Raw genomic sequence first — 25,928 nt, 5'->3', positions numbered from 1 at the left:
ACCATGCGCAAGACCGCCAGATACTCCGCACTGGCAGCCGCCGGTCTGCTCGCTCTCACCTCGCTCACCGCCTGCGCCAATGACGCCGCCAGCTCGACGGCCGACTCCGGCAGCAACGGGGGCGGCGGCAAGGGTGAACACGTCAAGATCATGGTCGGTGGCCTGGACAAGGTCATCTACCTGCCCGCGATGCTCACGCAGCGGCTCGGCTACTTCAATGACGAGGGTTTGGATGTCCAACTCCTGAGCGAGCCGGCCGGTGTTCAGGCCGAGACGGCCCTGGTCTCCGGACAGGTGCAAGGAGCCGTCGGCTTCTACGATCACACCCTGGACCTGCAGACCAAGGGCAAGTCCGTGGAGTCCGTCGTGCAGTTCTCGCAGGCGCCCGGCGAGGTCGAGATCGTCTCCAAGAAGCGTGCGGACGACATCACTTCGCCCAAGGACTTCAAGGGCAGGAAGCTCGGCATCACCGGGCTCGGCTCCTCGACCGACTTCCTCACGAAGTACCTGGCGGTCAAGAACGGTGTGAAGGTCAGCGAGTTCACACCGGTCGCCGTCGGCGCCGGACCGACGTTCATTTCCGCCCTCCAGAAGGGGGCCATCGACGGCGGCATGACGACGGACCCGACCGTCGCCACGGTCCTGCAGAAGGACCTCGGCAAGGTGCTCATCGACATGCGTACGCCGGAGGGGTCGCAGAAGGCGCTCGGCGGGCCGTACCCCTCGTCCAGCCTCTACATGCAGACGGACTGGGTGAACAGCCACAAGGAGACGGTTCAGAAGCTGGCCAACGCCTTCGTGAAGACCCTCAAGTGGATGTCCACGCACACCGCCACCGAGATCGCGGCCAAGATGCCCGCCGACTACTCACAGGACAGCAAGACGCTCTACGCCTCGGCGATCCAGAGCACGCTGCCGATGTTCACCGAGGACGGTGTGATGCCCGAGGACGGCCCCGAGACCGTCGAGAAGGTCCTCAAGGCGTTCAACCCCAACATCAAGAACGCCAACGTGGACCTGAGCAAGACGTTCACCACGGAGTTCGTGAAGAAGGCGGCCACGGGCTGAGTCCGTGGCCCAGGCCATCGCGGACGAGTCCGTGAAGGCCACCCGCTGAGTCACCCCCGCGCGCGTACGGCTGTTCTCCCCTGACAGCCGTACGCGCGCGGGGGCACGGTCGCTTCCCCGCCTTACTCGGCCGTGCCCTCAGGCGCGCGTCGCCCAGACGTAACGATGCTCCGGGCGGCCCGCGTCGCCGTATTTGAGGGTCAGCCTGGCCCTCCCCGTGCGCTCCAGGAGCTTCAGATAGCGCTGGGCGGTCTGCCGGCTCAGTCCGGTCACCTCCGCGATCTCCTGCGCCGACAGGGGGCCCTCGGCGTTCACCAGGGCGCGGCGTACGAGCTCCGCGGTCGTGGGGGAGTGGCCTTTCGGCAGATCCGGCTCCGCGCTCGCCGACAGGGCGCCGAAGATCCGGTCCACCTCGGACTGCTCGGCCTCGCCGCCGCCGTCGAGAGTGCGGCGCAGATCCGCGTACGCCTCCAGCTTGGCGCGCAGGCCCGCGAAGGCGAAGGGCTTGACCAGGTACTGGAGCGCGCCCTGCCGCATCGCCGCCTGGACGGTCGAGATGTCACGTGCCGCGGTCACCATGATCACGTCGGTCTGGTGGCCGCGCCGGCGCATCTCCTGGACGACCGCGAGGCCCGTCTCGTCCGGCAGATAGTGGTCCAGGAGAACCAGGTCCAGATGGGGCAGCGCCTCCATCCGGCGCAGCGCCTCGGCCGCGCTGTGCGCCTCGCCCGCGACATGGAAGCCCGGAACCTTCTCCACGTAGGCGGCATTCACGCGCGCGACCCGGATGTCGTCGTCCACGACCAGGACCTCGATCATCGCGACTCCTCCTTGGCGTCCGTGGCGTTCTTGGCTTCCGTGACAGTGCTGGGGGCCTCCGGGGAGGGGGTCGGTATCGGCACGAGCCGGGGTTCGGGCTCCGGCGCGAGGCGCGATTCCGGTGCGGTCGGTTCCTGCCGCTCCGGCGACGCCGGCGCGGGCACCGTCAGCGCCTCCGGCTCCGGTGCGAGCCCCGGCTCGGTCAGTGCCTCCGGCAGTACGACTGTGAACTCCGCGCCCCCGCCGTCCGCCTCGGCCACCTCCGCGCTGCCACCCTGCCGCTCGGCGAGCCGGCGCACCAAGGAGAGGCCTATTCCGCGCTTGCCGTGCGCCGGGGGCTTCTTGGTGGTCCATCCGTCGGTGAAGATCAACTCCCGCCGCTCCTCCGGGATTCCGGGCCCGGTGTCCCGTACCCGCAGTACGGCGGTACGCCCCTCGGCGCGCAATTCGACCTCCACGCGCGCGTGCGGTGTGCCCGCGACGGCGTCGAGGGCGTTGTCGACGAGGTTCCCGACCACGGTCACCAGACCCCGCGGGTCGATCAACCGGTCCGGCAACATCGTTCCGTCCGAGATCCACAGGGCCACACCGCGCTCGGCCGCGACGGTCGCCTTGCCGACCAGCAGGGCGGCGAGCAGCGGATCGTGGATCTTCTCGGTGACCTGTTCGGCGGTGACCCTGTGGTCGCCGACCACCTCTCCGACGAACTCCACGGCATCGTCGTACATCTCCAGTTCGAGCAGCCCCAGGAGCGTGTGCATACGGTTGGCGTGCTCGTGGTCCTGCGCGCGCAGGGCGTCGATCAGGCCACGCGTGGAGTCGAGTTCGCGGCCGAGCTGCTCCAGCTCCGTGCGGTCGCGCAGCGTGGCGACGGCGCCCCCGTCGTCGGTGGGCATCCGGTTGGCGACCAGGACGCGCTGGCCGCGGACGGTGAGCAGATCGGTGCCGGTGACGCGTCCGGCCAGTACATCGGTCGTACGTCCCGGACCGAGCGCGTCGTCGAGCGGCTGCCCGATGGCCTCGGCCTCGACGCCGAGCAGTCGTTGCGCCTCGTCGTTGAGGAGGCGTACGCGGCCGCCGCGGTCCAGGGCGACGACGCCCTCGCGGATGCCGTGCAGCATCGCCTCGCGCTCCGCGAGCAGTGCGGAGATGTCGGAGAAGGCCAGGTCACGGGTCTGCCGCTGCACCCGTCGGGAGATGAGATACGCGGCCAGCGCACCGACGGCCATGGCTCCGCCCGCGTACCCGAAGAGCCCCGGGATGGCGTCGATCAGCCGGGCGCGCACGCTGTCGTACGTGATGCCGACCGAGACGGCGCCGATGATGTCGCCGTCGACGCCGCGCAGGGGCACCTTGCCGCGGGCCGAGCGGCCCAGCGTGCCGGTGTCGATCTCCATGACGTCCTTGCCGCTCAGGGCTTCGCGCGGGTCGGTCGAGACCGGCTTGCCGATCTCCGCCGGATCGCGGTGCGACCAGCGGATGCCCTTCATGTCCATGACTACGACATACTCGGCCCCGCTGGCCTTCCGGATCCGCTCGGCCTCGGCCTGCACGGGCCCGTTCACGGACGGTCGCGTGGTCCGGAGGTCCTCGGCTATCTGCGGCTGGACCGCGGTGGTCTGCGCGATCGCGAGTGCGCGGCGCATCGCCTGGTCGTCCAGCTGTGCGCTCAGCGGCGCGAGGAACAGTCCGGTGGCGAGTACGGCGACTCCCGCCGCGATCGCCACCTGCATCAGCAGCACCTGCGAGAACACCCGCCGCGGCAGACCGAGGCGCAGTCGTCGTGCGGGGGGAGTGGGGCTCATGCCTATGACGGTACGGGGGCGGGCGAGCCCTGCCGTAGGGAGTGTGGCGTGGATCTCCTGACCGTCAGGTGTGGAAGTCGCGCGGTAGGGATACGGCTACGCGGCCGATGAACGCCGGATCCGCCGTCAGCAGGGCACGGCGAGCGCCGTCCGCGCCAGCTCCCGTACCGCCACCACGTCCATCCGGGCAGGCGACCCCAGCACCGAACCGCAGCTCTCCGGGCGGGGCGGCAGTGAGGCGCCCCGCGCGACGCTGACGCGCCACAGACGGCCGTCGGTGTGGGCGACGGTGACCTCCCAGCGCGGCGCGGTGCCGTCCGTACGGACCACGCTCAGGGCGTCGGCGGCGTACTCCCCCGTGGCCTGACGCACGGCCAGCTCGGCCGCCTGGCCCGGCCGCTCCCAGGCGGAGCGCCCGCGGCAGCCCTCGGTGACGACACGACCCTCCTGGACGCCCTGGAGGGCTTCCTTGACGGCGTGGGCCTCGGCGCGCCCGTACGCGTATCCGTACGGCAGGACGAGCAGCGTGGGCGAGAAGCGGTGACCGCCCAGATGGGTGACCTCCCAGACGCCCTCCACCCCGGAGGTGGCGAGCTCGGCCGCGAGCGGGCGTCCGAGCAGGGCGCAGCAGCGGTCGCGCTTGCCGTTGGTGCAGACGAGAGCGAGCGGGTCCCCTGTGTGGGGCCGGCCCTGGAGAACCGTCTCGAAGGTATGCGGGTCACCCATGCCCAAGGCGGCGAAGTCGAGGTTGAGCACCTGCTCGGGGTTGGACGTCATGGCGCTGTGCAGCCATACGTTTCCCGGAGTGGTGTGGGCTACATACACATGGCGCTCCGTGAGCGTGCCGCAGTCGGCATGCCGTCCGGGGCGGCGGATGAGCGCGATCCGTACGCCGGTGCCCTCCGCGGCCGCTTCGAGAGCGCGGCCGAGCACGGGGTCCAGGTGGCTCTCGGTGAGCGCCTTGGCACCCCAGGGCCCGGGCTGCTCGATCAGCAGCCATGTCCTCGCGGTGGCCGCGGTCCCCGCGAGGGGCTCGTCGAGGTCCCGCGACGCCGTCGTGCACGTACTCACAGAGGTGAGCCTAACCTGACTTGCGCCGGGGCGGCCTCCGACCGCGTGGATGGGGGCGCGTTCGGGGCGCCCTCAGCGCACGGCAGGGCGTGGGGGCGTGCGGACGGGGAGCGGATGGGGTGGGCGTGCCTCCATGTACCGACCGACTCCGCCGGAAGTGGCTGTGAGGGCCGCGCGCCTGCCTACCGCTCCTGTGGGCCGGGGAGTGGCTGCGGAGGTCGGTCGCCCACGTATCGGCCGCTCGGGCGCATGCGCAGCGGGCGTTCCTCGTACTCCTCCAAGGTGTGGGCGATCCAGCCCGCCGTTCGGGCGATGGCGAAGATCGTCTCGCCCGCGGACGCGGACATGCCCGAGGACACGGTGAAGACGGCGAGCGCCAGGTCGACGTTGGCGTGCAGGGGCGTGTGGCGGGCGGTCGTGGTCACGATGTCGCGGGCGGCAGCCAGGGCGGGCGCCGCGCCGGGCATGTCCTCCAGGAGGGTGAACAGGGCACGCGCGCGTGGATCCTCGCCGGGGTAGAGCCGGTGCCCCAGTCCGGGAACACGGCGCCCGGCGCGCAGCTCGTCCGCGACCACGGGCGCCGCGCTGCCCAGGTCCAGGACGTCAAGGAGCAGCCGGTGGGCGAGCCCGCTGGCCGCGCCGTGCAGCGGGCCCTCGAGCACGCCGAGCCCCGCCGACACGGCGGCGTACGCGTGGGCCCGGGCCGACGCGGCGACCCGGACCGCGAGCGTCGAGGCGGCCAGGTCGTGGTCGACGAGCAGCCCAAGTGCCGTGTCCAGTACGCGCAGTGACGCGTCGTCGGGCGTACGGCCGGAGAGCCGCCCCCAGAGGCGGTGGGCCAGCGGGCCCTCGTCGCGGTGGTCGTGCCGCAGGGGCGGAAGCGCGGCGACGAGGGTGGGGATCAGGGTGCGTCCGGTGCCGAGGACGGCGTCCTCGGAGAGGTCGAAGCGCAGAGGGTCGGCGGCCGCGGCGGCGATCGCGGCGACGCGCAGCCGGTCGGTCGGGCCGCTGTGCTCGGGCAGCGCGTCGACGGCGCGGCGGGCGACGGTCACCGACGCCTCCGGGGCGGTGAACGTGACGCCGGGCCGCAGCTCTCCGGTCCACAGCCATTCGGCGATCTCTTCGTAGGAGTACCGCGCGGCCAGTTCGGTCGCGTCGACGCCACGGAAGTAGTACCGGTCCTTGTCGATCAGGGTGATGCGGGTACGGACCGAGAGCTCGCCGCCGGTGCTGGAACTCCCACCGGTCTCCCGCCTGTTGCGCCGTGCGAGCGCCTCCACCTCCTTGGCGTCGAACGTGCTCCCGCGCCCTCCGGGGTCGCGTCGGCTGCTGAGCTGACCGCGGCTCACATACGCGTACACGGTCTCGGGCTTCACACCGAGCAGCTCGGCGGTCTCCTTGGTGCTGAGCCGTCGGCCTTCGAGCCCTGGCGTTGCCGCTTCTCGATCCCTCATGGGCGCCACCGTATCCGTGTATCGGCATATTGATCGAATCAATATTGACAGAAAACAAGTCAAGCATGGACAGTCGAATCAAGTCCAGGGAGGAAACATGCCGATCAACCGAGCCGCGTCCACCTCTGTCGATGTACCGCGAGGACTCGCGGGCGTCGTCGTCACCGACACCGAACTGGGTGACGTCAGGGGGCTGGAGGGCTTCTACCACTACCGCCAGTACTCGGCCGTCGAACTCGCGCAGACCCGCGGCTTCGAGGACGTCTGGCATCTGCTGGCCCACGGCGAGCTGCCCGACGCGGCACAGCTCGCCGCCTTCACCGCACGAACCGCTCGGCTGCGCCGGCTGCCGGACGAGGTGCGCGCCGCACTGCCCGCGATCGCCGCGGCGACGGGAATGTCGGGACCGCTCGCCGGTCTGCGCACCGCGTTGTCGCTGTTCGGCGCCTCGGTGGGGTTCCGGCCCGTGTACGACATCGATGCCGACCGGCGCCGAGCGGACACCCTCGCGGCGTCCGCGGTCGTACCGACGTTGCTCACCGCGCTGTATCGGCTCGGGCAGGGGCTGGAGCCGGTCGAGCCGCGGGAGGACCTCGCGTACGCCGCCAACTACCTGTACATGTTGACGGGGGCGGAGCCGGATGCCGCATGTGCCCGTGCGGTCGAGCAGTACTTGATTTCGACCATTGATCACGGATTCAATGCATCAACGTTCACAGCCCGGGTGATCGCCTCGACGGGCGCGGACGTGGCGGCGTGCCTTGTGGGCGCGGTCGGCGCCCTTTCAGGGCCTCTCCATGGTGGCGCCCCCAGTCGGGCCCTGGACACCCTCGACGCGATCGGCACCCCCGACCGCATCGACCCGTGGATCCGCGAACGCGTCCTCGCGGGCGAGCGCATCATGGGCTTCGGGCACCCCGTCTACCGCACGGAAGACCCGCGTTCGCGCATGCTCCGCGGCATCGCGCAACGGTTCGGCGGCCCGTTGGTCGACTTCGCCGTCGAGGTCGAACGCCAGGTGGAAGCGATCCTGGCCGAGCTCAAGCCCGGCCGCGAACTCCACACCAACGTCGAGTTCTACGCCGGCGTCGTCATGGAACTCTGCGGCCTGCCCCGCGAGATGTTCACCCCCACGTTCGCGGCGGCCCGTGTCGTCGGCTGGAGCGCCAACATCCTGGAGCAGGCGGAGGACCCGAAGATCATTCGGCCGGCGGCGCGGTATGTGGGGCCGGTGGCGCCGGTGGCGGTGCCGCAAGCGGCCTGAGGGGTGTCGGACACGCATGAGGTCCGGCACCGATCGGTGCCGGACCTCACGAAGCTGTCGTCGAGCGCCGCTGGGCGGGTGGGCGCCGGGCTGCTCGGTCTGTCCCTGGGCGGAGGGGTTGGTGCGCGGGACGCGAACGGTGCGTGGAGGTGCGGGCGGGGAGGGCGTGTCTTCTGGAGGTGAGCCTCAACGGGGTGACCGGGGGGACCTCAACAGTTGACGAGTGTGTCCATGCGTAGCCCTGCGGCCTTCACGCGTCGGGGATGTCGGCTTTCGCGCGCACGAGCGTTTCCCGGCTGACGATCACGATCCGCTCGTAGTCCGCTCGCGCGGAATCGGCGGGAAGCTCACCATCGAGCGCCGCAGTGGCTTCGGTCCCGATGACGGCGAAGTTGCCGTCACTGAGCTCGAAGATATCGGGGCAGGTCTCGCCGGACAGGCTGCCTCGTTCGCGGGGGGACGCACCGATGCGGCGCACGATCTTCAAGGTTCTGGTCCTCGCCTCTAGACGTGAAGGACCCCGGTCCTCGCACTGCTGGGCAGTCGAAGGCCGGGGGCCAGGGTAACCCGATACGGGCGGGGCCAGGGTAAACCTTGGATTGTTTCCGGTGTGGGAAGACTGGCGTTACTCCTCGGGCGGTTCGCCCACGACCCACCACCGTTCGGTGTCTGCCTCATCCAGATCGTGGATGAGCGCATCCATCATCTGACCTACTCGGGCTTCCTCCGAAGCCTCCTTGAGGCTCGCGCGATGGTGGCGCGTCGCGTCCCAGTAGTCTCGAAAGATCGCGCTCTGGCAGATCACTCGAAGATGCCCATGCAGCTCTTCCCAGTTGACGACCCCCACCCGGTAGGCGAGCAGGGCGTTGGTGTACATCGCGTTGGCGAAGAGATACTGACGCCGCTTGGTCGGGTCCACCTCGTCGATGGTGCTCAGGACCTCGGCGAGATCCGGATCGTCCAGAGCCTTGTCGAGCAGATACGCCTGAAGGCGTTGTTGCTCCGCAAGCCTCGCGTCCCGATCGGCGTTCTGTTCTACCTGCGCGACCCGCAGGCGAAGTGCCTCGAACCGTCGCTGTTGAGCGGCCAGGACCACGAGGATCCCGACCGCGAGCCCTGCCGTTGCGGCAGAACTCAACCCCCGTATCCCAAAGTTCTGTGTGACCATGTCAACCCCCGAATCAGGCGACCGTCCGCCGGTCGTCGGGTGCGGGGCGACAGGGAGCGGACCGGCGAGCGGTGGGCGGCGCGCTTGCCGTCTCCCAGTTTTGCCGAGCGGCTCTGATCGGCAGGGAGGCGGAGAGGAGGCGCACGGAGGGAAGTGCGGGTCGCGTTTCCCGGCGCCATGTCCAACGTGTGCCCCGCGAGCGCCGCTAACAATCGTTCACTTCGGGGCGATTCCTCCCGCTCGTATGCTGGGTCGGCATTCCTTCCTCGTACGAGTGCCGGTGCGCGCGCCGTCCTCGTACAGGAGCCGGTCCGCGAGCCGGTGTACGCATCGGTGTGAAAGAGGTCGCCCGTTGAGCCAGCCCAGTCCGCAGCAGATCCAGATCGGGCCGATCCAGGTCGGGCAGATCCCCGTCGTCGTCCTCGCCGGGTTCCTCGGGTCGGGGAAGACCACACTGCTCAATCACCTGCTGCACCACAGCGGCGGCAGTCGGATCGGAGCCGTCGTCAACGACTTCGGCGCGATCGAGATCGATGCCATGGCGGTGGCCGGGGCGCTGGGGGATTCCACCGTCTCCCTGGGCAACGGGTGCCTGTGCTGTGCCGTCGACGCCAGTGAGCTCGACGTCTATCTGGAGCGGCTCGCCCAGCCTTCGGCCCGGATCGACGTCATCGTCATCGAGGCGAGCGGGCTTGCCGAGCCCCAGGAGCTCGTGCGGATGGTGCTCGCGAGTGAGCATCCGCGGATCGTGTACGGCGGGCTCGTCGAGGTCGTCGACGCCGCCGAGTTCGACGCGACGCGCGCGAAGCATCCCGAGATCGAACGGCATCTCGCACTCGCCGACCTTGTCGTCGTCAACAAGGTCGACCGGGCGGCGGACAGTGAGCGGGTGCTCCGCGCCGTGCGAGAGCTCGCCGACCGTGCCGCCGTCGTCCCCGCCGGCTACGGCCGTATCGATCCCGGGTTCCTCTTCGACTGCCGGCCGAGCGAGGAGCGCATCGGGCAGTTGTCCTTCGACGACCTCCACCGGCACGACGAGGGCGATCGGCAGAGCCACGACGACCACCTGCACTCCGCCTACGAATCCCTCTCCTTCAGTTCCGAAGCGCCCCTCGGCCCCCGGCGGTTGATGGACTTCCTGGACAGCAGGCCCGAGGGGCTCTACCGCATCAAGGGGTACGTCGATTTCGGCGTCCAGGACAGCGTCAACCGGTATGCCGTGCATGCCGTCGGGCGGTTCCTGCGCTTCTATCCGGAGCCCTGGGCCCGTGCCGAGGCGCGGCTCACCCAGCTCGTCCTGATCGGCTCCGGCATCGACACGGCGGCTCTGGCCAAGGAGCTGGAGGCGTGCAAAGAGGACGCCCCACACGCCGACGAGCACAGCATGTGGGGCGTCCTGCGCTACGTACAGGAGCCGAGCCCGGAGGGCTGACCCCAGTCCGCGGGCCGGCCAGGGGTTACACCGGGCCCGCCACCACCGCCACCGTCTTCGCCAGGGACACGCCCGAGCCGTCCCGGCGCGGGTCCATCTCCGGCAGCTCGGCGGGCGTGCCGTTCCGCTGCGCGGCCCGCGCCGGTGCCGGGCCGGCCCAGCCCAGCGACAGGCAGTCCTCGCCCTTCAGGAACCGCTGGCAGCGCACGCCGCCCGTGGCGCGGCCCTTGCGCGGGTACTGGTCGAACGGGGTGAGCTTGGCCGTGGTCTGGACGGAGTCGTCCAGCGTGCCGCGCGAGCCCGCCACCGTGAACACCACCGCGTCCACCGCCGGGTCGACCGCCGTGAAGGAGATCACCTTCGCGCCGTCGGTGAGCTTGATGCCCGCCATGCCGCCCGCCGCGCGGCCCTGCGGGCGGACCTGCGAGGCCTGGTAGCGCAGCAGCTGGGCGTCGTCCGTGATGAAGACCAGGTCCTCCTCGCCGGTGCGCAGCTCGACCGCGCCGACGATCTTGTCGCCGTCCTTGAGGGTGATGACCTCCAACTCCTCCTTGTTCGAGGGATAGTCGGGCACCACACGCTTGACGACACCCTGCTCGGTGCCGATCGCCAGGCCGGGCGACGACTCGTCGAGCGTCGTCAGACAGACCACCGACTCGTCCGCCTCCAGGGAGGACAGGAACTCCGAGATCGGCGCGCCCCCGGAGAGGTTGGGCGCCGACGCCGTCTCCGGCAGTTGCGGCAGGTCGATGACGTTCAGGCGGAGCAGACGACCGGAGGACGTGACCGCGCCGACCTCGCCGCGGGCCGTCGCGGGCACTGCGGAGACGATCAGGTCGTGCTTGGCGCGCTTGGCGTCCTCGACTTCCCCGAAGGGGTCGCCGTTGGCCGTACGGGCGAGGAGGCCCGTCGAGGACAGCAGCACCCGGCACGGGTCGTCCGCCACCTGGAGCGGGACCGCCGAGGCGACGGTGCCCGCGGACTCCAGGAGAACCGTACGCCGGTCGGTGCCGAACTTCTTGGCCACGGCGGCCAGTTCGCCGGAGACCAGCTTGCGCAGCTCGGAGTCCGAATCCAGGATGCCGGTCAGCTCGTCGATCTCGCCGTTGAGCCGGTCGCGCTCCGACTCCAGCTCGATGCGGTCGAACTTGGTCAGGCGGCGCAGCGGCGTGTCCAGGATGTACTGCGTCTGGATCTCGGAGAGCGAGAAGTGCTCGATCAGGCGCTCCTTGGCCTGCGCCGAGTTCTCGCTGGAGCGGATGAGACGGATGACCTCGTCGATGTCCAGAAGGGCGACGAGGAGGCCCTCGACCAGGTGCAGCCGGTCGCGCTTCTTGCCGCGGCGGAACTCGCTGCGGCGGCGCACGACGTCGAAGCGGTGGTCGAGGTAGACCTCCAGGAGCTCCTTGAGGCCCAGCGTCAGCGGCTGGCCGTCCACCAGGGCCACGTTGTTGATGCCGAAGGACTCCTCCATCGGCGTCAGCTTGTAGAGCTGCTCCAGGACCGCTTCCGGCACGAAGCCGTTCTTGATCTCGATGACCAGACGCAGCCCGTGCGCACGGTCTGTGAGGTCCTTCACATCGGCGATGCCCTGCAGCTTCTTGGCGCCGACCAGGTCCTTGATCTTGGCGATCACCTTCTCCGGGCCGACGGTGAAGGGCAGTTCGGTGACGACCAGGCCCTTGCGGCGCGCCGTCACGTCCTCCACGGACACCGTGGCGCGGATCTTGAAGGTGCCGCGGCCCGACTCGTACGCGTCCCTGATCCCGGTGAGGCCGACGATCCGGCCGCCGGTGGGCAGGTCGGGGCCCGGGACGAACTTCATCAGCGTCTCGAGGTCGGCGCCCGGGTACCGGATGAGGTGGCGGGCGGCGGCGATGACCTCGCCGAGGTTGTGCGGCGGCATGTTCGTCGCCATACCGACGGCGATGCCGGACGAGCCGTTGACCAGCAGGTTCGGGTACGCCGCCGGGAGGACGTCCGGTTCCTGCTCCTGGCCGTCGTAGTTCGGCGTGAAATTGACCGTGTCCTCGTCGATGGACTCGGTCATCAGTGACGTCGCGTCGGCCATCCGGCACTCGGTGTAACGCATGGCGGCCGGCGGGTCGTCGTTGCCGAGCGACCCGAAGTTGCCGTGGCCGTCGACCAGCGGCAGGCGCATGGAGAAGGGCTGCGCCAGGCGCACCAGCGCGTCGTAGATCGACGCGTCGCCGTGCGGGTGGAGCTTACCCATGACCTCGCCGACGACGCGGGCGCACTTCACATAGCCGCGGTCGGGGCGCAGGCCCATCTCGTTCATCTGGTAGACGATGCGGCGGTGCACGGGCTTGAGGCCGTCGCGCGCGTCCGGCAGGGCTCGCGAGTAGATGACCGAGTACGCGTACTCGAGGAAGGAGCCCTGCATTTCGTCCACGACGTCGATGTCGAGGATCTTCTCCTCGTACGAGTCGTCGGGCGGCGGGGTCTTCGTGCTGCGGCGGGCCATCGCTGCTGCGGCTCCTTCACAGTCTCTGCCGGGGCATGAACGGATCTGACGCGGACCATTGTGGACCGCCCCACTGACAACGCCGACCGCGACCCGTCCGTAGCGGCCCTCGGAGGGTCTGCCGGGACACGGCTGTGACGTACGCGAGTCTCGCTCTCGGCGTACGAGGTGCGGGAACTTCGCCACCTGTCGGCGCGCTTGCATACAGTGGCAGGACCGACAGGAACTACGCAGTTTCCGCGATCGAAGGGACGTACATGCCCATGGGTCACACGGCCACAGCTGAGGCAGGCTCCGGCGGCCTGACAGCGACCGAGCACCGCCTGGCCAACGGCCTTCGCGTGGTGCTCTCCGAGGACCACCTGACCCCGGTCGCGGCGGTGTGCCTCTGGTACGACGTCGGCTCGCGCCACGAGGTCAAGGGCCGTACCGGACTTGCTCACCTCTTCGAGCACCTGATGTTCCAGGGCTCCAAGCAGGTCCACGGCAACGGCCACTTCGAACTCGTCCAGGGCGCGGGCGGTTCGCTCAACGGCACGACGAGCTTCGAGCGGACCAACTACTTCGAGACCATGCCCACCCACCAGCTGGAGCTCGCGCTCTGGCTGGAGGCCGACCGCATGGGTTCGCTGCTCGCCGCGCTCGACGACGAGTCCATGGAGAACCAGCGGGACGTCGTCAAGAACGAACGCCGGCAGCGCTACGACAACGTGCCCTACGGCACCGCGTTCGAGAAGCTGACCGCGCTTGCGTACCCCGAGGGCCACCCCTACCACCACACCCCGATCGGGTCGATGGCGGACCTGGACGCGGCCACCCTGGAGGACGCCCGCGCGTTCTTCCGCACCTACTACGCGCCCAACAACGCGGTGCTGTCGGTCGTCGGCGACATCGACCCGGAGCAGACGCTCGCCTGGGTCGAGAAGTACTTCGGCTCCATCCCCGGGCACGACGGCAAGCCCGCCCCGCGTGACGGCTCGCTGCCCGACATCATGGGCGAGCAGCTGCGCGAGGTCGTCGAGGAGGAGGTCCCGGCGCGCGCCCTGATGGCCGCCTACCGGCTCCCGGAGGACGGCACGCGCGCGTCCGACGCGGCCGACGTGGCGCTCACCGTCCTCGGCGGCGGCGAGTCCTCCCGGCTCTACAACCGGCTCGTACGCCGCGACCGCACCGCCGTCGCGGCCGGGTTCGGCCTGCTGCGCCTGGCCGGAGCTCCCTCCCTGGGGTGGCTGGATGTGAAGACGTCCGGCGATGTCGAGGTCCCGGTCATCGAGGCCGCCGTCGACGAGGAGCTCGCCCGGTTCGCCGAGGAGGGCCCCACGGCCGAGGAAATGGAGCGCGCGCAGGCCCAGTTGGAGCGCGAGTGGCTGGACCGGCTCGGCACGGTCGCGGGCCGCGCCGACGAACTGTGCCGGTTCGCCGTCCTGTTCGGCGACCCGCAGCTCGCCCTGACCGCCGTGCGGCGCGTCCTCGACGTCACCGCCGAGGAGGTCCAGGAGGTCGCCAAGGCCCGCCTGCGCCCCGACAACCGCGCGGTGCTCGTCTACGAACCGACCGCCGCCGAGACCGCCGAAGACACTGACGCCGCTGAAGACACCGACGAGGAGGCGGCGAAGTGACCGAGCTCGCCACCATGGACTTCCACCCGCAGCCCCAGGCCGGCGAGGCCAGGCCGTGGGCCTTCCCGTCGCCCGAGCGCGGCACGCTCGACAACGGTCTGACCGTCCTGCGCTGCCACCGCCCCGGCCAGCAGGTCGTCGCCGTCGAGGTGATCCTCGCCGCGCCGCTGGAGGCCGAACCCGCGGGCCTCGACGGCATCGCCACGATCATGGCGCGCTCGTTCTCCGAGGGCACCGACAAGCACTCCGCCGAGGAGTTCGCCGCCGAGCTGGAGCGCTGCGGCGCCACCCTCGACGCACACGCCGACCACCCCGGCGTACGCCTGTCCCTCGAAGTCCCCGTCTCGCGCCTCCCCAAGGCGCTCGGTCTGCTCGCCGACGCCCTGAGGGCACCGGCGTTCGCGGACAGCGAGGTGGAGCGACTGGTCCGCAACCGCCTGGACGAGATCCCGCACGAGGCGGCCAACCCGGCCCGCCGCGCCGCCAAGGAGCTCTCCAAGGAGCTGTTCCCGGCGACCGCGCGCATGTCGCGCCCGCGCCAGGGCACCGAGGAGACCGTCCAGAAGATCGACTCGGCAGCCGTACGGGCCTTCTATGAGAAGCACGTTCGCCCCGCGACGGGTACCGCGGTCATCGTCGGTGACCTCACCGGTGTCGACCTCGACGCGCTGCTGGCCGACACGCTCGGCTCCTGGACCGGCTCGTCCGCCGAGCCGCGTCCCGTGCCGCCGGTGAGCGCCGACGACACCGGCCGCGTGATCATCGTGGACCGGCCCGGCGCCGTCCAGACACAGCTGCTCATCGGCCGCGTCGGCGCCGATCGGCACGACCGCGTGTGGCCCGCCCAGGTGCTCGGCACGTACTGCCTCGGCGGCACCCTCACCTCGCGCCTGGACCGTGTTCTGCGCGAGGAAAAGGGATACACCTACGGTGTGCGGGCGTTCGGCCAGGTGCTGCGCGCCGCGCCGGACGGCACGGGCGTCGCGATGCTCGCCATCAGCGGCTCCGTGGACACCCCGAACACCGGTCCGGCGCTCGACGACCTGTGGAAGGTGCTGCGCACCCTCGCCGCCGAGGGCCTGACGGACGCCGAGCGCGATGTCGCCGTGCAGAACCTGGTGGGTGTGGCGCCCCTCAAGTTCGAGACCGCGGCGGCCGTCGCGAGCACGCTCGCCGACCAGGTCGAGCAGTACCTGCCGGACGACTACCAGGCGACGCTGTATCAGCAGCTCGCCGCGACCGGCACCGTGGAGGCCACCGCGGCCGCCGTGAGCGCTTTCCCGGTGGACCGTCTGGTGACCGTCCTGGTGGGCGACGCCGCGCAGATCGAGGAGCCCGTCCAAGCCCTCGGAATCGGTGAAGTGAGCGTCGTCCGGGCCGAGTAGAGCAGAGCGGAACAGAGCCACTCCCTGAGGACCCGGGTGACTGAAGAGTCACCTGGGTCTTCTTTTGTCCGGACTTCGTCCCCAAGATGTCCGTATTGGTAGGGAGGTTGCCTGTCTGCCCTGTGTCATGCGCTACAAAAGCCGTGATCCGTTTGTCGATTGAAAGATGTCCCGATTAGCGTCGGTGCGGCTGTTCGTCAGGCAGTGCGCCGCGCCCGCGGCACCGGACAGTCATCGCCGAGTCCCCGTACGGCGCGAGCCAGGGGAGCCGGGGACCCACGTAGTCCCTGGGGTGAATCGGACGCCCTCCCAGGAGGGGGTCCGTAGGAGACCTTCCTGCTCCGAACCCGTCAGCTAACCCGGTAGGCGAGAAGGAAGGAAAGGAACAGCCCCTACATGGCGTTCACCTGTGGCACAGGGAAGCACCGTCGCCCGAGCCGCGTGCAGCGCACGACCACGAACGCCGTCGGCGTCGCGGCGCTCGCCACCACCGGTGTCATCGGAACCATGGCCGCCCCCGCGCTCGCCGCGGAGTCCTCCGTCGAGCAGACCGGGCTCACCCCCGTCATCACCATCGGCGACTCCCTCGCCGAGAAGATCGACGCCCAGGCCGCGGCCCAGCAGCACGCCGCCGACGAGGCCGCCGCGAAGAAGGCTGCCGAGCAGGCCGCCCGGAAGCAGGCCGCGGAGGAGGCGAAGAAGGAGCGCGAGGCCAAGGAGCGCGCCGCCCGTGCCGCCGAGCGCAAGCGCCTCAACACCTTCGTCGTGCCGATCACCGGCTCGTACATCTCCACCGGCTACAAGGCCGGCGGCAGCCTCTGGTCCTCCGGCAGCCACACCGGCGTCGACTTCCACGCCGCGTCCGGCACCTCGGTGCACTCCGTGGGTTCCGGCACGGTCGTCACGGCCGGCTGGGGCGGCGCCTACGGCAACCAGGTCGTCATCAAGATGCACGACGGCACGTACACGATGTACGGCCACCTGTCGTCCATCGGCGTCTCCGTGGGGCAGACGGTCACCCCGGGCCAGCAGATAGGCCTCTCCGGGGCCACCGGCAACACCACCGGGCCGCACCTCCACTTCGAGGCCCGTACGACCGCGGAGTACGGCTCGGACATCGACCCCGTCGCCTACCTTCGCTCGCACGGCGTGAACGTCTGACGTTCGGCGGCGTGAACGTCTGACGACCGCTTCACCAGATCTCCACCACTTCCGATGCCCCGGCCCCGAGCCGGGGCATCGTCGTTTCGCACGGCCGTCTGTCCAAAAAATATCCCTGGATTCCGGCCTGCCATCGGAAATTCCGGCTCCCTGCAATAGAGTCACTGAACAAGCGTCAATCGATGGCGTTTCGCGGGGATTAAAGCGGAGGTCCGGTCATGCGTATTCCGGCGCACTCGGTATGCACGGCGATCCGTGACGACATCGTCGCGGGTGTCTACGAGCGAGGGAGCCGGCTCACCGAGGAACTGCTCGCGCGTCGCTACGGCGTCTCGCGCGTCCCGGTGCGCGAGGCGCTGCGCACGCTGGAGGCCGAGGGCTTCGTCGTGACCCGGCGGCACGCGGGCGCGTGCGTCGCGGAGCCCACCGAGCTGGAGGCCTCCGACCTGCTCGAGATGCGCATGCTCCTTGAGCCGCTGGGTGCCGCACGGGCCGCGCAGCGCCGTACCGAGGCCCACCTCAAGGTGCTCCGAGGCCTGGTCAGGCTGGGTCAGGAGCGGGCCAGGAGGGGCCACAGCGAGGATCTGCGCTCGCTGGGCGGCTGGTTCCACGAGACCCTCGCGCAGGCCTCCGGAAGCCCCGCGCTGACCTCCACGCTCGGCCAGCTGCGGCACAAGATCGCCTGGATGTACGCGGTGGAGGCGCCGGCCAACCCCGCGGAGTCCTGGGCGGAGCACGGCGGCATCGTGGACGCGGTCGCGCGCGGCGACAGCGAGCGGGCCAGGGCGATCACGGCCCTGCACACCGAGCGCGCCTCGGCCGCGCACCGGCTCCGGTTTCCCGGCGGCGGAGATCGTCCGGAACGTGTGAGGACTTCGCAACATCCCGTAAACATGACGGGCCTGCGGCATTAACAAGGGCGCCGTATACAAAGAGGGATATTCGGCGGGGGTCTATTTCTGTTGCCCCTCTTTTCGCGTGCCGTGAATTCCGGTGCGCGCTATTTCCGTGTGTGTGGCGCGAGGTGCGCGGGCGGCGCGCGGAGAATTCCTGGACGGTGTACCGAAAAGCGGCGGAGCCGCGCCGCCCGGGATGGGGTGACGCGGCTCCGCCGCACAGTGCGCGTGATGCTCAGACGGTCTCGGGGAGCTCCTCGAGACCCTCGGCGACCAGCTTCGCCAGACGGTCGAGGGCGGCTTCCGCACCCTCGGCGTCGGAGGCGAGGACGATCTCCTCGCCGCCCTGGGCGCCCAGGCCGAGGACCGCGAGCATGGAGGCCGCGTTGACGGGGTTGCCGTCGGCCTTGGCGATCGTCACGGGGATGCCGGAGGCCGTGGCGGCCCGGACGAAGATGGAGGCGGGACGGGCGTGGAGGCCCTCAGCCCAGCCGACGTTGACGCGGCGCTCAGCCATGTGATGCTGCCCTTCAGTGTTCAGGGTTGTCTAGACCAGTGTCCCATATCGTGAAGCATGCCCGGGCGGCACTTCGTCCCGTCCGGAGTGACGTCGGACCGCGGCCTCGGTCCGACTTCCGTCCTCCACAGACTGCCTCGCGCCGTTGTCGGACGCGAGCCGTACTCTGGGGCCCATGCAGACCTCGTCGGACCGGCACGAGTACCCCGCTCACTGGGAGGCCGACGTGGTGCTGCGCGACGGCGGCACCGCACGCATCAGGCCCATCACCGTTGATGACGCCGAGCGTCTGGTCAGCTTCTACGAGCAGGTGTCCGACGAGTCGAAGTACTACCGCTTCTTCGCGCCGTATCCGCGCCTGTCCGCCAAGGACGTCCACCGCTTCACGCACCACGACTTTGTGGACAGGGTGGGTCTCGCGGCCACAGTCGGCGGCGAGTTCATCGCCACCGTACGCTATGACCGGATTAATGCCGACGGCCTGCCCGCCTCCGCGCCCGCCGACGAGGCCGAGGTCGCCTTCCTCGTGCAGGACGCCCACCAGGGCCGCGGCGTCGCCTCGGCCCTCCTGGAACACATCGCGGCCGTGGCGCGCGAGCGTGACATCCGCCGCTTTGCCGCCGAGGTGCTGCCCGCCAACACCAAGATGATCAAGGTGTTCACGGACGCCGGGTACCAGCAGAAGCGGCACTTCGAGGACGGCGTCGTACGCCTGGAGTTCGACCTCGAACCCACCGACCGCTCGCTCGCCGTGCAGCGCGCGCGGGAGCAGCGTGCCGAGGCCCGGTCCGTGCAGCGGCTGCTCGCACCCGGCTCCGTCGCCGTCATCGGCGCCGGCCGCACACCCGGCGGCGTCGGCCGCAGCGTCCTCACCAACCTCCGTGACGCCGGATTCACCGGCCGCCTGTACGCGGTGAACAAGGCGCTCCAGGAGAAGGAACTCGACGGAGTCCCCGCACACCGCTCCATCCGCGAGATCGACGAGCCCGTCGACCTCGCCGTCGTCGCCGTGCCCGCGCCGTACGTCCCCGAGGCCGTCGCCGAGTGCGGCGAGCACGGGGTGCAGGGGCTCGTGGTCGTCTCCGCCGGGTACGCCGAGAGCGGCCCCGAGGGGCGCGAGCGCCAGCGCGAGCTCGTCCGCCAGGCGCGTACGTACGGGATGCGCATCATCGGACCGAACGCCTTCGGAGTCATCAATACGTCCCCCGGCGTGCGGCTCAACGCCTCGCTCGCCCCGGAGATGCCGCGCCCCGGACGGATAGGCCTGTTCGCCCAGTCCGGCGCGATCGGGATCGCCCTGCTGTCCCGGCTGCACCGGCGCGGTGGCGGTGTCACGGGCGTGACCGGCGTGTCCACCTTCGTCTCCTCCGGGAACCGGGCGGACGTGTCCGGCAACGACGTGCTCCAGTACTGGTACGACGACCCGGACACCGACGTCGTCCTGATGTACCTCGAATCCATCGGCAACCCGCGCAAGTTCACCCGCCTGGCACGGCGCACGGCCGCGGCGAAGCCACTCGTCGTGGTCCAGGGGGCGCGCCATGGCGGGGCGGCTCCCCAGGGACATGCCGTACGGGCCACGCGGCTGCCGCACACCACCGTGTCGGCGTTGCTGCGGCAGGCCGGGGTGATCCGGGTCGACACGATCACCGAGCTCGTCGACGCGGGGCTTCTGCTGGCGCGCCAGCCGCTCCCTCTTGGGCCCCGGGTGGCGATCCTGGGGAACTCGGAGTCGCTGGGGCTGCTGACGTACGACGCGTGTCTGGCCCAAGGCCTGCGGCCGCTCCCGCCGCTGGATCTGACGACGGCGGCGTCGGCGGAGGATTTTCGCGAGGCGCTGGCGCGGGCGTTGGACGACAACGGGTGTGATGCCGTTGTCGTGACCGCCATACCGGCGGTGGGGGAGACGTCGGCTGCCGATGAGGCCTTGGCGCAGGCGCTCCGGTCCGCCGCCGCGGCGGCTCCGGCCAAGCCGGTGCTGGTGGTGCACGTGGAGCTGGGCGGGCTGGCGGAGGCGTTGTCGGCTGCTGCCAGTACCGCACCACAGGGAGCTGCGACGGCACCCGGCGCTGCAGGCGGTGCCCAACCTCCCCCACCCTCGGCTGCGCCCGAGCGGGGGGACCCCCAGCGCCCTGCGGAACGACTGCGCACCGGGGAAGCGAGAGCCGGAGCCGGAACCGGCGTCGGAGCCGGAGCCGCATCGGACACGGCACCTCCCCCCGCCGTAGGCGCCACCCCGCCCACCTCAGGCGCGGTCCCGCCCGACCCCGGCGCGACCCCTCCTGACTCCCGTCTCATCCCCGCCTACCCCGCCGCCGAACGAGCCGTTCGCGCTCTCGCTGAAGCCGTCAGATACGCCCAGTGGCGGCGCGACGCCGCTGAGCCCGGCAAGGTGCCCGAGTTCGAGGACATCGACGAGAAGGGGGCCGCAGGGCAGATCGACGGGCTGCTCGAGCGGGGCGAGGGGCTGACCCTCGGCATGGAGGAGACCTGCGTGCTGCTCGGGCGGTACGGCATCGACGTACGCCGTGCCCTGCCCGCGCCCACGCCGGACGACGCCGTGGCGGCCGCGGGCGCCCTCGGCTACCCCGTGGCCCTCAAGACCACCGCCCCGCATCTGCGGCACCGCGCGGACCTGGGCGGCGTACGGCTGGATCTGGCCGACGAGGAGCAACTGCGGCGGGCGTACGCGGAGTTGACCGAGCTGTTCGGGAAGCCGGAGGAGCTGCGGCCCGTCGTGCAGGCGATGGCACCGCGCGGGGTCGACACGGTCGTACGGGCCGTCATCGACCCGGCGGCCGGAGCGGTGCTCTCGTTCGGACTCGCCGGGGCCGCCTCCGAGCTGCTCGGGGACACCGCGCACCGGCTGATTCCGGTCACCGACCGGGACGCGGCGTCGCTGGTCCGGTCGATCCGGACGGCGCCGCTCCTGTTCGGCTGGCGCGGCTCCGCTCCGGTCGACACCGCCACCCTCGAAGAGCTGATGTTGCGGGTGTCCCGGCTGGTCGACGACCACCCGGAGGTCGTCGCGGTGTCGCTGGAGCCCGTGGTGGTCGCCCCGCACGGCCTGAGCGTGCTGGGCGCGACCGTACGGCTGGCACGCGCACCCCTCCGTGACGACCTCGGCCCCCGGACCCTTCCCGTCATCTGAGCCGCACCTGATCCATCCGCGGATCCCGCCCCGGATCTGTGCCGTCCCTGTGCCGTCTCTGTTCCGTCCACGACAGACACCCGCGAGCGGTGCCTCGCAGTCAGTGGGCCCCCGTAGGATGGACGTCATGGCCAAGACCAGTACGACGACCCAGGGGCTGCGAGCGGCGATCGAGCGCAGCGGCTACTACCCGGCCCTCGTGGCCGAGGCGGTGGAGGCCGCGATCGGCGGCGAGGCCATCCGGTCGTACCTGGTCCACCAGGAGACCACGTTCGACGCGAACGAGGTGCGGCGGCACGTCACCGTGCTCGTCCTCACCGGCAACCGCTTCATCGTGAGCCACACCGACGAGCAGAACGCGGACACCACGTCGCCGACGCCGTACGCCACGACGTCCACCGAGTCGGTGAAGCTCGGCCGTATCTCGTCGGTCGTCGTCAGCCGTGTCGTCGCGAACCCCGAGTCGTACACGCCGGGCACACTGCCCCGCGAGGTCGTCCTGACCATCGGCTGGGGCGCCGTCTCCCGCATCGACCTGGAGCCCGCCGCCTGCGGCGACCCCAACTGCGAGGCGGACCACGGCTACACGGGCAACTCGACGGCGGACGACCTCAGCCTGCGCGTCAGCGAGGCCGGGGACGGCCCGGAGACGGTCCGCCAGGCCCTCGCCTTCGCGCAGTCCCTCTCCGAGGCGACCGCGGACGTCGCCCGCTGATGGCGCTGCCCACCTGGGACCACCCGGAACCGCTCGCCGTCGACTCGGCGCCCGTCCCCGAGTACGGCGCCGGATCGCTGGCCGACCTGCTGCCCACGCTCGCCGCGGGCATGGCCGTGCCCGGCATGACCGCCGCCATACCCGAGCTGACCGAGGCCGACCGGAACTGCGTCTTCCTGATAGACGGTCTCGGCTGGGAGCAGCTGAAGGCGCACCCCGACGAGGCCCCCTTCATGACGTCGCTCCTGGCGTCCTCCCGAGGCGGCACGGGCCGTCCGATCACCGCGGGTTACCCCGCGACCACCGCGACCTCCCTCGCCTCGGTCGGCACGGGCCTGCCGCCCGGCGCGCACGGCCTGCCCGGCTACACCGCGCGCAACCCCCGGACCGGCGAGCTGATGAACCAGCTCCGCTGGAACCCGTGGACGGACCCGCGCGCCTGGCAGCCGTACCCCACGGTCTTCCAGCTCGCTCATGAAGCGGGCGTGCACACCGCTCAGGTCTCGTCCCCGACCTTCCAGAACACCCCGCTGACGAAGATCGCCCTCAGCGGCGGAACGTTCCACGGACGCCTGTCGGGCGAGGAGCGCATGGACCTCGCGGCCGAACAACTGGCCGCCGGGGACCGCTCGTTGGTCTACACGTACTACGCCGAGGTGGACGGCAAGGGCCACCGCTTCGGCGTCGACTCGGACCCCTGGCGCGGCCAGCTCATGTACGTCGACCGCCTGGTCCAGCGCCTCGCGGAGCAGCTGCCGCCGCGTACCGCCCTGTACGTCACCGCCGACCACGGCATGATCGACATCCCCTTCGACGAGCAGCACCGCATCGACTTCGACGAGGACTGGGAGCTGCGCGCCGGCGTCGCCCTGCTCGGCGGCGAGGGCCGTGCCCGGCACGTCTACGCGGTGCCGGGCGCCGAGGCGGACGTCCTGACCTGCTGGCGCGAGGTGCTCGGCGAGCAGTTCTGGGTGGCCTCGCGGGACGAGGCGATCGCGGCGGGCTGGTTCGGCCCCCAGGTCGACGAACGGGTGTACGCCCGGATCGGCGACGTCGTGGCGGCGGCCCGCGACGACGTCCTGATCATCGCGACGGAGCGAGAGCCCAAGGAGTCGGCGATGGTCGGCAACCACGGCTCGATGACCCCCGTCGAGCAACTCGTGCCCCTCCTGCAAGTACGCTCCTGAAGTCCTTGCCCGCCTGAAGTCCTTGCCCTCCTGAACTTCCGCCCTCCAGTCCTCCGTTGCCGAAAGGTGCTCAACTCCCCATGCCCGAGCTGGTGTTCTTCTCCGGAACGATGGACTGCGGGAAGTCGACGCTGGCTCTCCAGATCGAGCACAACCGCTCGGCCCGGGGCCTGCAGGGCATGATCTTCACGCGCGACGACCGCGCGGGCGAGGGCAAGCTCTCCTCACGCCTGGGCCTGGTCACGGACGCGGTCGAGGTGGCGGACGACCAGGACCTGTACGCGTACCTCGTCGACCACCTCTCCCAGGGCGGCCGGGCGGACTACGTGATCGCGGACGAGGCCCAGTTCCTGGCCCCCGCGCAGATCGACCAACTGGCCCGCGTGGTGGACGACCTGGGCGTCGACGTCTTCGCCTTCGGCATCACCACCGACTTCCGCTCCAAGCTCTTCCCCGGCTCCCAGCGCCTGGTGGAGCTGGCCGACCGGGTCGAGGTCCTCCAGGTCGAGGCCCTGTGCTGGTGCGGCGCCCGCGCCACCCACAACGCCCGCACGATAGGCGGCGAGATGGTCGTCGAGGGCGCCCAGGTCGTCGTAGGCGATGTCAATCAGTCGGAGGACATCGGCTACGAGGTCCTGTGCCGCCGGCACCACCGCCGCCGGATGACGGCCGCGACGGCTCGCGCGGGTGCCCTGTCGCCGGACGTGCTGCCGATCGCCTCGGCCTGACGTCCGTTCACCGGGTCGAGTGGATCAGCGAGAACATCGCGCCCTCCGGATCCGCCACCGTCGCCACCCGCCCGTACGGCGAGTCGTGGGCGGGCTTGAGGATGTGTCCGCCGAGCTCGGTGACGCGGTCGACGGCCTCGTCCACGTCCGCGGCCTCGAAGTACGTCATCCAGTGCGGGCCGCGGTCGCGGGGCAGACCGTGTCCGACGCCGTGGATGCCGGCCACCGGGCGACCCGCGACGTACAGGGTCACGTAGTCGAAGTCGGCCGAGACGACCGGCTCCTGCTCGTAGCCGAAGACCCCCTGGTAGAACTTGACGACGCTCTCGGTGTCGCGGGTCACGAGCTCGTTCCAGGCGGGGGTGCCCGGCACGCCGGTGATCCCCGTGCCCGTGTGGGCCGCCGCCTGCCAGATGCCGAAGACGGCACCCGTCGGGTCCGACGCGATCGCCAGGCGCCCGGCCTCGGCGGCATCGAGAGGACCGACGCCCACGGTGCCGCCGCTGTGCCGCACCGTCTCGGCGGTCAGATCCACGTCGTCCGAGGCGAGATACGGCGTCCAGGCGACGGGCAGATGCCGGTCGGGCGGCAGCTGCCCGATCCCCGCCACCTCGTGACCGTCCAGGAGGGCCCGCACATAGGGGCCGAGCTGCTGCGGTCCCGGCTGGAACTCCCAGTCGAACAATGCTCCGTAGAACTCCTGGGTCGCGGCCATCCCGTGCACCATCAGACTCACCCAGCAGGGTGTGCCGGGTGCGTGCCGAGCGTGCGTTGTGCCGTTCAGGCCGGCCGACCCCCGTGCCTCGGTCATCGTCACTCTCTTCTCGGCCCCTCGCGGTGGCCGGTCACCTTCCGCCTACGAACACGCGTACCGCGGCCGCGGCCGCGTGCGTGCACGCCCCGAGCCGATGTTCGCACCACCGGTCGCACCGCGCGTCCCGACCGCGCCGCCCTTCGGCGGCTCACGAGCGGAGGATGCCCAATGTGCCGTTTCCCATCCGTTTCGGCGCGATTGCCGCGTGGTGTCCATCGGCTGTACAGCATGTGTCCGATCCCGTACGCCTCGTGATCGGACCTGTCCGGCGGAGCAGAGTAGCCGGACCTGGACGACGCGGCCACCCCATGCGCAAGGATGGTGGCCATGAACGCCATCATCTCCGCATCCGAACTCGCGAGCGACCTGGCGGGTCCGACCCCTCCGGTCCTCCTCGACGTCCGCTGGCAGCTGGGTGGTCCGAACCTGCGCGCCGAGTACGAGAAGGCGCACATTCCTGGGGCCGTTTTCGTTGATTTGGATTCCGAACTTGCTGGTCCGGCCGGTGCGGGGGGTCGGCATCCGCTGCCCGACCCGGAGGTCTTCGGTGCGGCGATGCGGGCCGCGGGCGTGTCGGCGGACCGCGATGTCGTCGTGTACGACGGGGGTCAGGGCTGGGCCGCCGCGCGCGCCTGGTGGCTGCTGGGCTATACGGGTCATCCGTCGGTACGCGTGCTTGACGGCGGGTTCGCCGCATGGAGCGGGCCGGTGTCCTCGGAGGTCCCCACGCCCGCCCCCGGGAGCTTCGTGCCGGCGCCGGGTGCCCGGCCGCTGCTCGACGCGGACGGGGCGGCGGCGCTCGCCCGCACCGGGCTGCTCCTCGACGCACGGGCCGGTGAGCGGTACCGGGGCGAGGTCGAGCCGATCGACCCGGTCGGCGGGCACATCCCCGGGGCGGTCTCCGCGCCGACCACGGAGAACGTCACCGCCGACGGGCAGTTCCTGACCGCCGACGAACTGGCCGACCGCTTCAAGTCCCTCGGTGCGACCGGCACTTCCGAGGTCGGCGTCTACTGCGGTTCGGGTGTCTCCGGCGCCCACGAGGTGCTCGCCCTCGCCGTCGCCGGCATCCCCGCCGCCCTGTACGCGGGCTCCTGGTCGGAGTGGTCCCAGGACGGTAGCCGCCCGGTCGCGGTGGGGCCGGATCCGCAGTAACGGCGACTCACCGAAGGCTCCGGCCCTCGGTAAC

General features: G+C 70.7%; 21 protein-coding genes and 1 riboswitch. Of the genes, 12 read left to right on the top strand and 9 right to left on the bottom strand.

All coding sequences use genetic code 11. The features are described 5' to 3' along the window. Positions 1–3: 3 nt before the first annotated feature. Positions 4–1,068 carry an ABC transporter substrate-binding protein gene (locus OIC96_RS12460; protein WP_330307761.1) on the top strand — a complete coding sequence of 355 codons (1,065 nt, stop codon included), beginning with the start codon at positions 4–6 and terminating at the stop codon, positions 1,066–1,068. Positions 1,069–1,206: 138 nt separating this feature from the next. Here OIC96_RS12460 and OIC96_RS12455 read toward each other — a convergent pair whose 3' ends face one another. The 4 genes from OIC96_RS12455 to OIC96_RS12440 form a co-directional block, all read right to left on the bottom strand. Next, positions 1,207–1,887, bottom strand: a complete 681-nt coding sequence (locus OIC96_RS12455; RefSeq protein WP_330307762.1) for a response regulator — start codon at positions 1,885–1,887, stop codon at positions 1,207–1,209. Further along, positions 1,884–3,692, bottom strand: coding sequence for an ATP-binding protein (locus tag OIC96_RS12450; protein WP_330307763.1), 1,809 nt, complete (start codon positions 3,690–3,692; stop codon positions 1,884–1,886). Before OIC96_RS12450 ends, OIC96_RS12455 begins: the two co-directional genes overlap by 4 nt. 126 nt (positions 3,693–3,818) lie before the next feature. Beyond that, positions 3,819–4,763, bottom strand: coding sequence for a sucrase ferredoxin (locus OIC96_RS12445; RefSeq protein ID WP_330307764.1), 945 nt, complete (start codon positions 4,761–4,763; stop codon positions 3,819–3,821). A 182-nt stretch (positions 4,764–4,945) separates the two neighbouring features. Beyond that, a complete protein-coding gene (locus tag OIC96_RS12440) occupies positions 4,946–6,217 on the bottom strand; it encodes a citrate synthase (protein ID WP_330307765.1) in 1,272 nt (423 codons plus the stop codon). Positions 6,218–6,314: 97 nt separating this feature from the next. Between OIC96_RS12440 and OIC96_RS12435 the strand changes: the two genes are divergently transcribed. Beyond that, positions 6,315–7,481 carry a citrate synthase/methylcitrate synthase gene (locus tag OIC96_RS12435; RefSeq protein ID WP_330307766.1) on the top strand — a complete coding sequence of 389 codons (1,167 nt, stop codon included), beginning with the start codon at positions 6,315–6,317 and terminating at the stop codon, positions 7,479–7,481. Between the two features lie 250 nt (positions 7,482–7,731). Here the strand turns inward: OIC96_RS12435 and OIC96_RS12430 are convergent, their stop codons facing one another. Next, entirely contained in the window at positions 7,732–7,968 is a 237-nt protein-coding gene (locus OIC96_RS12430) for a hypothetical protein (RefSeq protein WP_330307767.1), read from the bottom strand. A 138-nt stretch (positions 7,969–8,106) separates the two neighbouring features. Then, positions 8,107–8,649: a DUF6082 family protein gene (locus tag OIC96_RS12425; RefSeq protein ID WP_330307768.1), complete on the bottom strand. Its 543-nt coding sequence runs from the start codon at positions 8,647–8,649 to the stop codon at positions 8,107–8,109. Between the two features lie 352 nt (positions 8,650–9,001). Between OIC96_RS12425 and OIC96_RS12420 the strand changes: the two genes are divergently transcribed. Then, complete coding sequence (locus tag OIC96_RS12420) at positions 9,002–10,081, top strand: CobW family GTP-binding protein (RefSeq protein WP_330307769.1); 1,080 nt, start codon at positions 9,002–9,004, stop codon at positions 10,079–10,081. Positions 10,082–10,106: 25 nt separating this feature from the next. Here OIC96_RS12420 and OIC96_RS12415 read toward each other — a convergent pair whose 3' ends face one another. Continuing rightward, complete coding sequence (locus OIC96_RS12415) at positions 10,107–12,566, bottom strand: DNA gyrase/topoisomerase IV subunit A (protein ID WP_330307770.1); 2,460 nt, start codon at positions 12,564–12,566, stop codon at positions 10,107–10,109. Positions 12,567–12,829: 263 nt separating this feature from the next. Between OIC96_RS12415 and OIC96_RS12410 the strand changes: the two genes are divergently transcribed. The 4 genes from OIC96_RS12410 (at position 12,830) to OIC96_RS12395 (ending at position 17,645) form a co-directional block, all read left to right on the top strand. Further along, complete coding sequence (locus OIC96_RS12410; protein WP_330310316.1) at positions 12,830–14,185, top strand: M16 family metallopeptidase; 1,356 nt, start codon at positions 12,830–12,832, stop codon at positions 14,183–14,185. Continuing rightward, positions 14,182–15,570 (top strand): M16 family metallopeptidase, encoded by a 1,389-nt coding sequence (locus OIC96_RS12405; protein WP_330307771.1) that lies wholly within the window; start codon positions 14,182–14,184, stop codon positions 15,568–15,570. The genes OIC96_RS12410 and OIC96_RS12405 overlap by 4 nt, the downstream gene beginning before the upstream one ends. A gap of 225 nt (positions 15,571–15,795) precedes the next feature. Next, a riboswitch (cyclic di-AMP (ydaO/yuaA leader) is annotated at positions 15,796–15,953 on the top strand. Between the two features lie 13 nt (positions 15,954–15,966). Next, the gene (locus OIC96_RS12400; RefSeq protein ID WP_330307772.1) at positions 15,967–16,731 is read left to right on the top strand and encodes a M23 family metallopeptidase; all 765 of its coding nucleotides are present in this window, start codon (positions 15,967–15,969) and stop codon (positions 16,729–16,731) included. A 218-nt stretch (positions 16,732–16,949) separates the two neighbouring features. Next, on the top strand, positions 16,950–17,645 hold the full coding sequence (locus OIC96_RS12395; RefSeq protein ID WP_327432249.1) for a GntR family transcriptional regulator: 696 nt from the start codon (positions 16,950–16,952) through the stop codon (positions 17,643–17,645). A 217-nt stretch (positions 17,646–17,862) separates the two neighbouring features. On the opposite strand, the gene OIC96_RS12390 is transcribed toward OIC96_RS12395, so the two are convergent. Then, the gene (locus tag OIC96_RS12390) at positions 17,863–18,144 is read right to left on the bottom strand and encodes an HPr family phosphocarrier protein (protein WP_330307773.1); all 282 of its coding nucleotides are present in this window, start codon (positions 18,142–18,144) and stop codon (positions 17,863–17,865) included. Between the two features lie 175 nt (positions 18,145–18,319). Between OIC96_RS12390 and OIC96_RS12385 the strand changes: the two genes are divergently transcribed. The 4 genes from OIC96_RS12385 to OIC96_RS12370 all read left to right on the top strand — a co-directional run bounded on the left by OIC96_RS12385 (position 18,320) and on the right by OIC96_RS12370 (position 23,925). Then, entirely contained in the window at positions 18,320–21,295 is a 2,976-nt protein-coding gene (locus tag OIC96_RS12385) for a bifunctional acetate--CoA ligase family protein/GNAT family N-acetyltransferase (RefSeq protein ID WP_330307774.1), read from the top strand. A 127-nt stretch (positions 21,296–21,422) separates the two neighbouring features. Further along, on the top strand, positions 21,423–22,010 hold the full coding sequence (locus OIC96_RS12380) for a DUF5998 family protein (RefSeq protein WP_330307775.1): 588 nt from the start codon (positions 21,423–21,425) through the stop codon (positions 22,008–22,010). Further along, the gene (locus OIC96_RS12375; protein ID WP_330307776.1) at positions 22,010–23,197 is read left to right on the top strand and encodes an alkaline phosphatase family protein; all 1,188 of its coding nucleotides are present in this window, start codon (positions 22,010–22,012) and stop codon (positions 23,195–23,197) included. The genes OIC96_RS12380 and OIC96_RS12375 overlap by 1 nt, the downstream gene beginning before the upstream one ends. A gap of 80 nt (positions 23,198–23,277) precedes the next feature. Continuing rightward, positions 23,278–23,925 carry a thymidine kinase gene (locus OIC96_RS12370; protein ID WP_330307777.1) on the top strand — a complete coding sequence of 216 codons (648 nt, stop codon included), beginning with the start codon at positions 23,278–23,280 and terminating at the stop codon, positions 23,923–23,925. A 7-nt stretch (positions 23,926–23,932) separates the two neighbouring features. Here OIC96_RS12370 and OIC96_RS12365 read toward each other — a convergent pair whose 3' ends face one another. Next, a complete protein-coding gene (locus OIC96_RS12365) occupies positions 23,933–24,736 on the bottom strand; it encodes a VOC family protein (protein WP_330307778.1) in 804 nt (267 codons plus the stop codon). 330 nt (positions 24,737–25,066) lie between these two features. Here OIC96_RS12365 and OIC96_RS12360 point away from each other — a divergent pair, with 330 nt between their 5' ends. Continuing rightward, positions 25,067–25,894: a sulfurtransferase gene (locus OIC96_RS12360; RefSeq protein WP_330307779.1), complete on the top strand. Its 828-nt coding sequence runs from the start codon at positions 25,067–25,069 to the stop codon at positions 25,892–25,894. The last annotated feature ends 34 nt before the right edge of the window (positions 25,895–25,928 follow it).

This window comes from Streptomyces sp. NBC_00775 (assembly GCF_036347135.1).
Classification (GTDB): domain Bacteria; phylum Actinomycetota; class Actinomycetes; order Streptomycetales; family Streptomycetaceae; genus Streptomyces; species Streptomyces lutosisoli.
Note: the sequence above shows the minus strand (reverse complement) of the source record. Positions and strands in the feature narration are given on the sequence as shown.

What these genes read in the sequence shown, in the direction of transcription:
- OIC96_RS12460 (WP_330307761.1), top strand. Translation starts at nt 4, where the DNA reads ATGCGCAAGACCGCCAGATACTCCGCACTGGCAGCCGCCGGTCTGCTC.
- OIC96_RS12455 (WP_330307762.1), bottom strand. Translation starts at nt 1,887, where the DNA reads ATGATCGAGGTCCTGGTCGTGGACGACGACATCCGGGTCGCGCGCGTG.
- OIC96_RS12450 (WP_330307763.1), bottom strand. Translation starts at nt 3,692, where the DNA reads ATGAGCCCCACTCCCCCCGCACGACGACTGCGCCTCGGTCTGCCGCGG.
- OIC96_RS12440 (WP_330307765.1), bottom strand. Translation starts at nt 6,217, where the DNA reads ATGAGGGATCGAGAAGCGGCAACGCCAGGGCTCGAAGGCCGACGGCTC.
- OIC96_RS12435 (WP_330307766.1), top strand. Translation starts at nt 6,315, where the DNA reads ATGCCGATCAACCGAGCCGCGTCCACCTCTGTCGATGTACCGCGAGGA.
- OIC96_RS12425 (WP_330307768.1), bottom strand. Translation starts at nt 8,649, where the DNA reads ATGGTCACACAGAACTTTGGGATACGGGGGTTGAGTTCTGCCGCAACG.
- OIC96_RS12415 (WP_330307770.1), bottom strand. Translation starts at nt 12,566, where the DNA reads ATGGCCCGCCGCAGCACGAAGACCCCGCCGCCCGACGACTCGTACGAG.
- OIC96_RS12410 (WP_330310316.1), top strand. Translation starts at nt 12,830, where the DNA reads ATGGGTCACACGGCCACAGCTGAGGCAGGCTCCGGCGGCCTGACAGCG.
- OIC96_RS12400 (WP_330307772.1), top strand. Translation starts at nt 15,967, where the DNA reads ATGGCGTTCACCTGTGGCACAGGGAAGCACCGTCGCCCGAGCCGCGTG.
- OIC96_RS12395 (WP_327432249.1), top strand. Translation starts at nt 16,950, where the DNA reads ATGCGTATTCCGGCGCACTCGGTATGCACGGCGATCCGTGACGACATC.
- OIC96_RS12390 (WP_330307773.1), bottom strand. Translation starts at nt 18,144, where the DNA reads ATGGCTGAGCGCCGCGTCAACGTCGGCTGGGCTGAGGGCCTCCACGCC.
- OIC96_RS12385 (WP_330307774.1), top strand. Translation starts at nt 18,320, where the DNA reads ATGCAGACCTCGTCGGACCGGCACGAGTACCCCGCTCACTGGGAGGCC.
- OIC96_RS12380 (WP_330307775.1), top strand. Translation starts at nt 21,423, where the DNA reads ATGGCCAAGACCAGTACGACGACCCAGGGGCTGCGAGCGGCGATCGAG.
- OIC96_RS12375 (WP_330307776.1), top strand. Translation starts at nt 22,010, where the DNA reads ATGGCGCTGCCCACCTGGGACCACCCGGAACCGCTCGCCGTCGACTCG.
- OIC96_RS12370 (WP_330307777.1), top strand. Translation starts at nt 23,278, where the DNA reads ATGCCCGAGCTGGTGTTCTTCTCCGGAACGATGGACTGCGGGAAGTCG.
- OIC96_RS12365 (WP_330307778.1), bottom strand. Translation starts at nt 24,736, where the DNA reads ATGACCGAGGCACGGGGGTCGGCCGGCCTGAACGGCACAACGCACGCT.
- OIC96_RS12360 (WP_330307779.1), top strand. Translation starts at nt 25,067, where the DNA reads ATGAACGCCATCATCTCCGCATCCGAACTCGCGAGCGACCTGGCGGGT.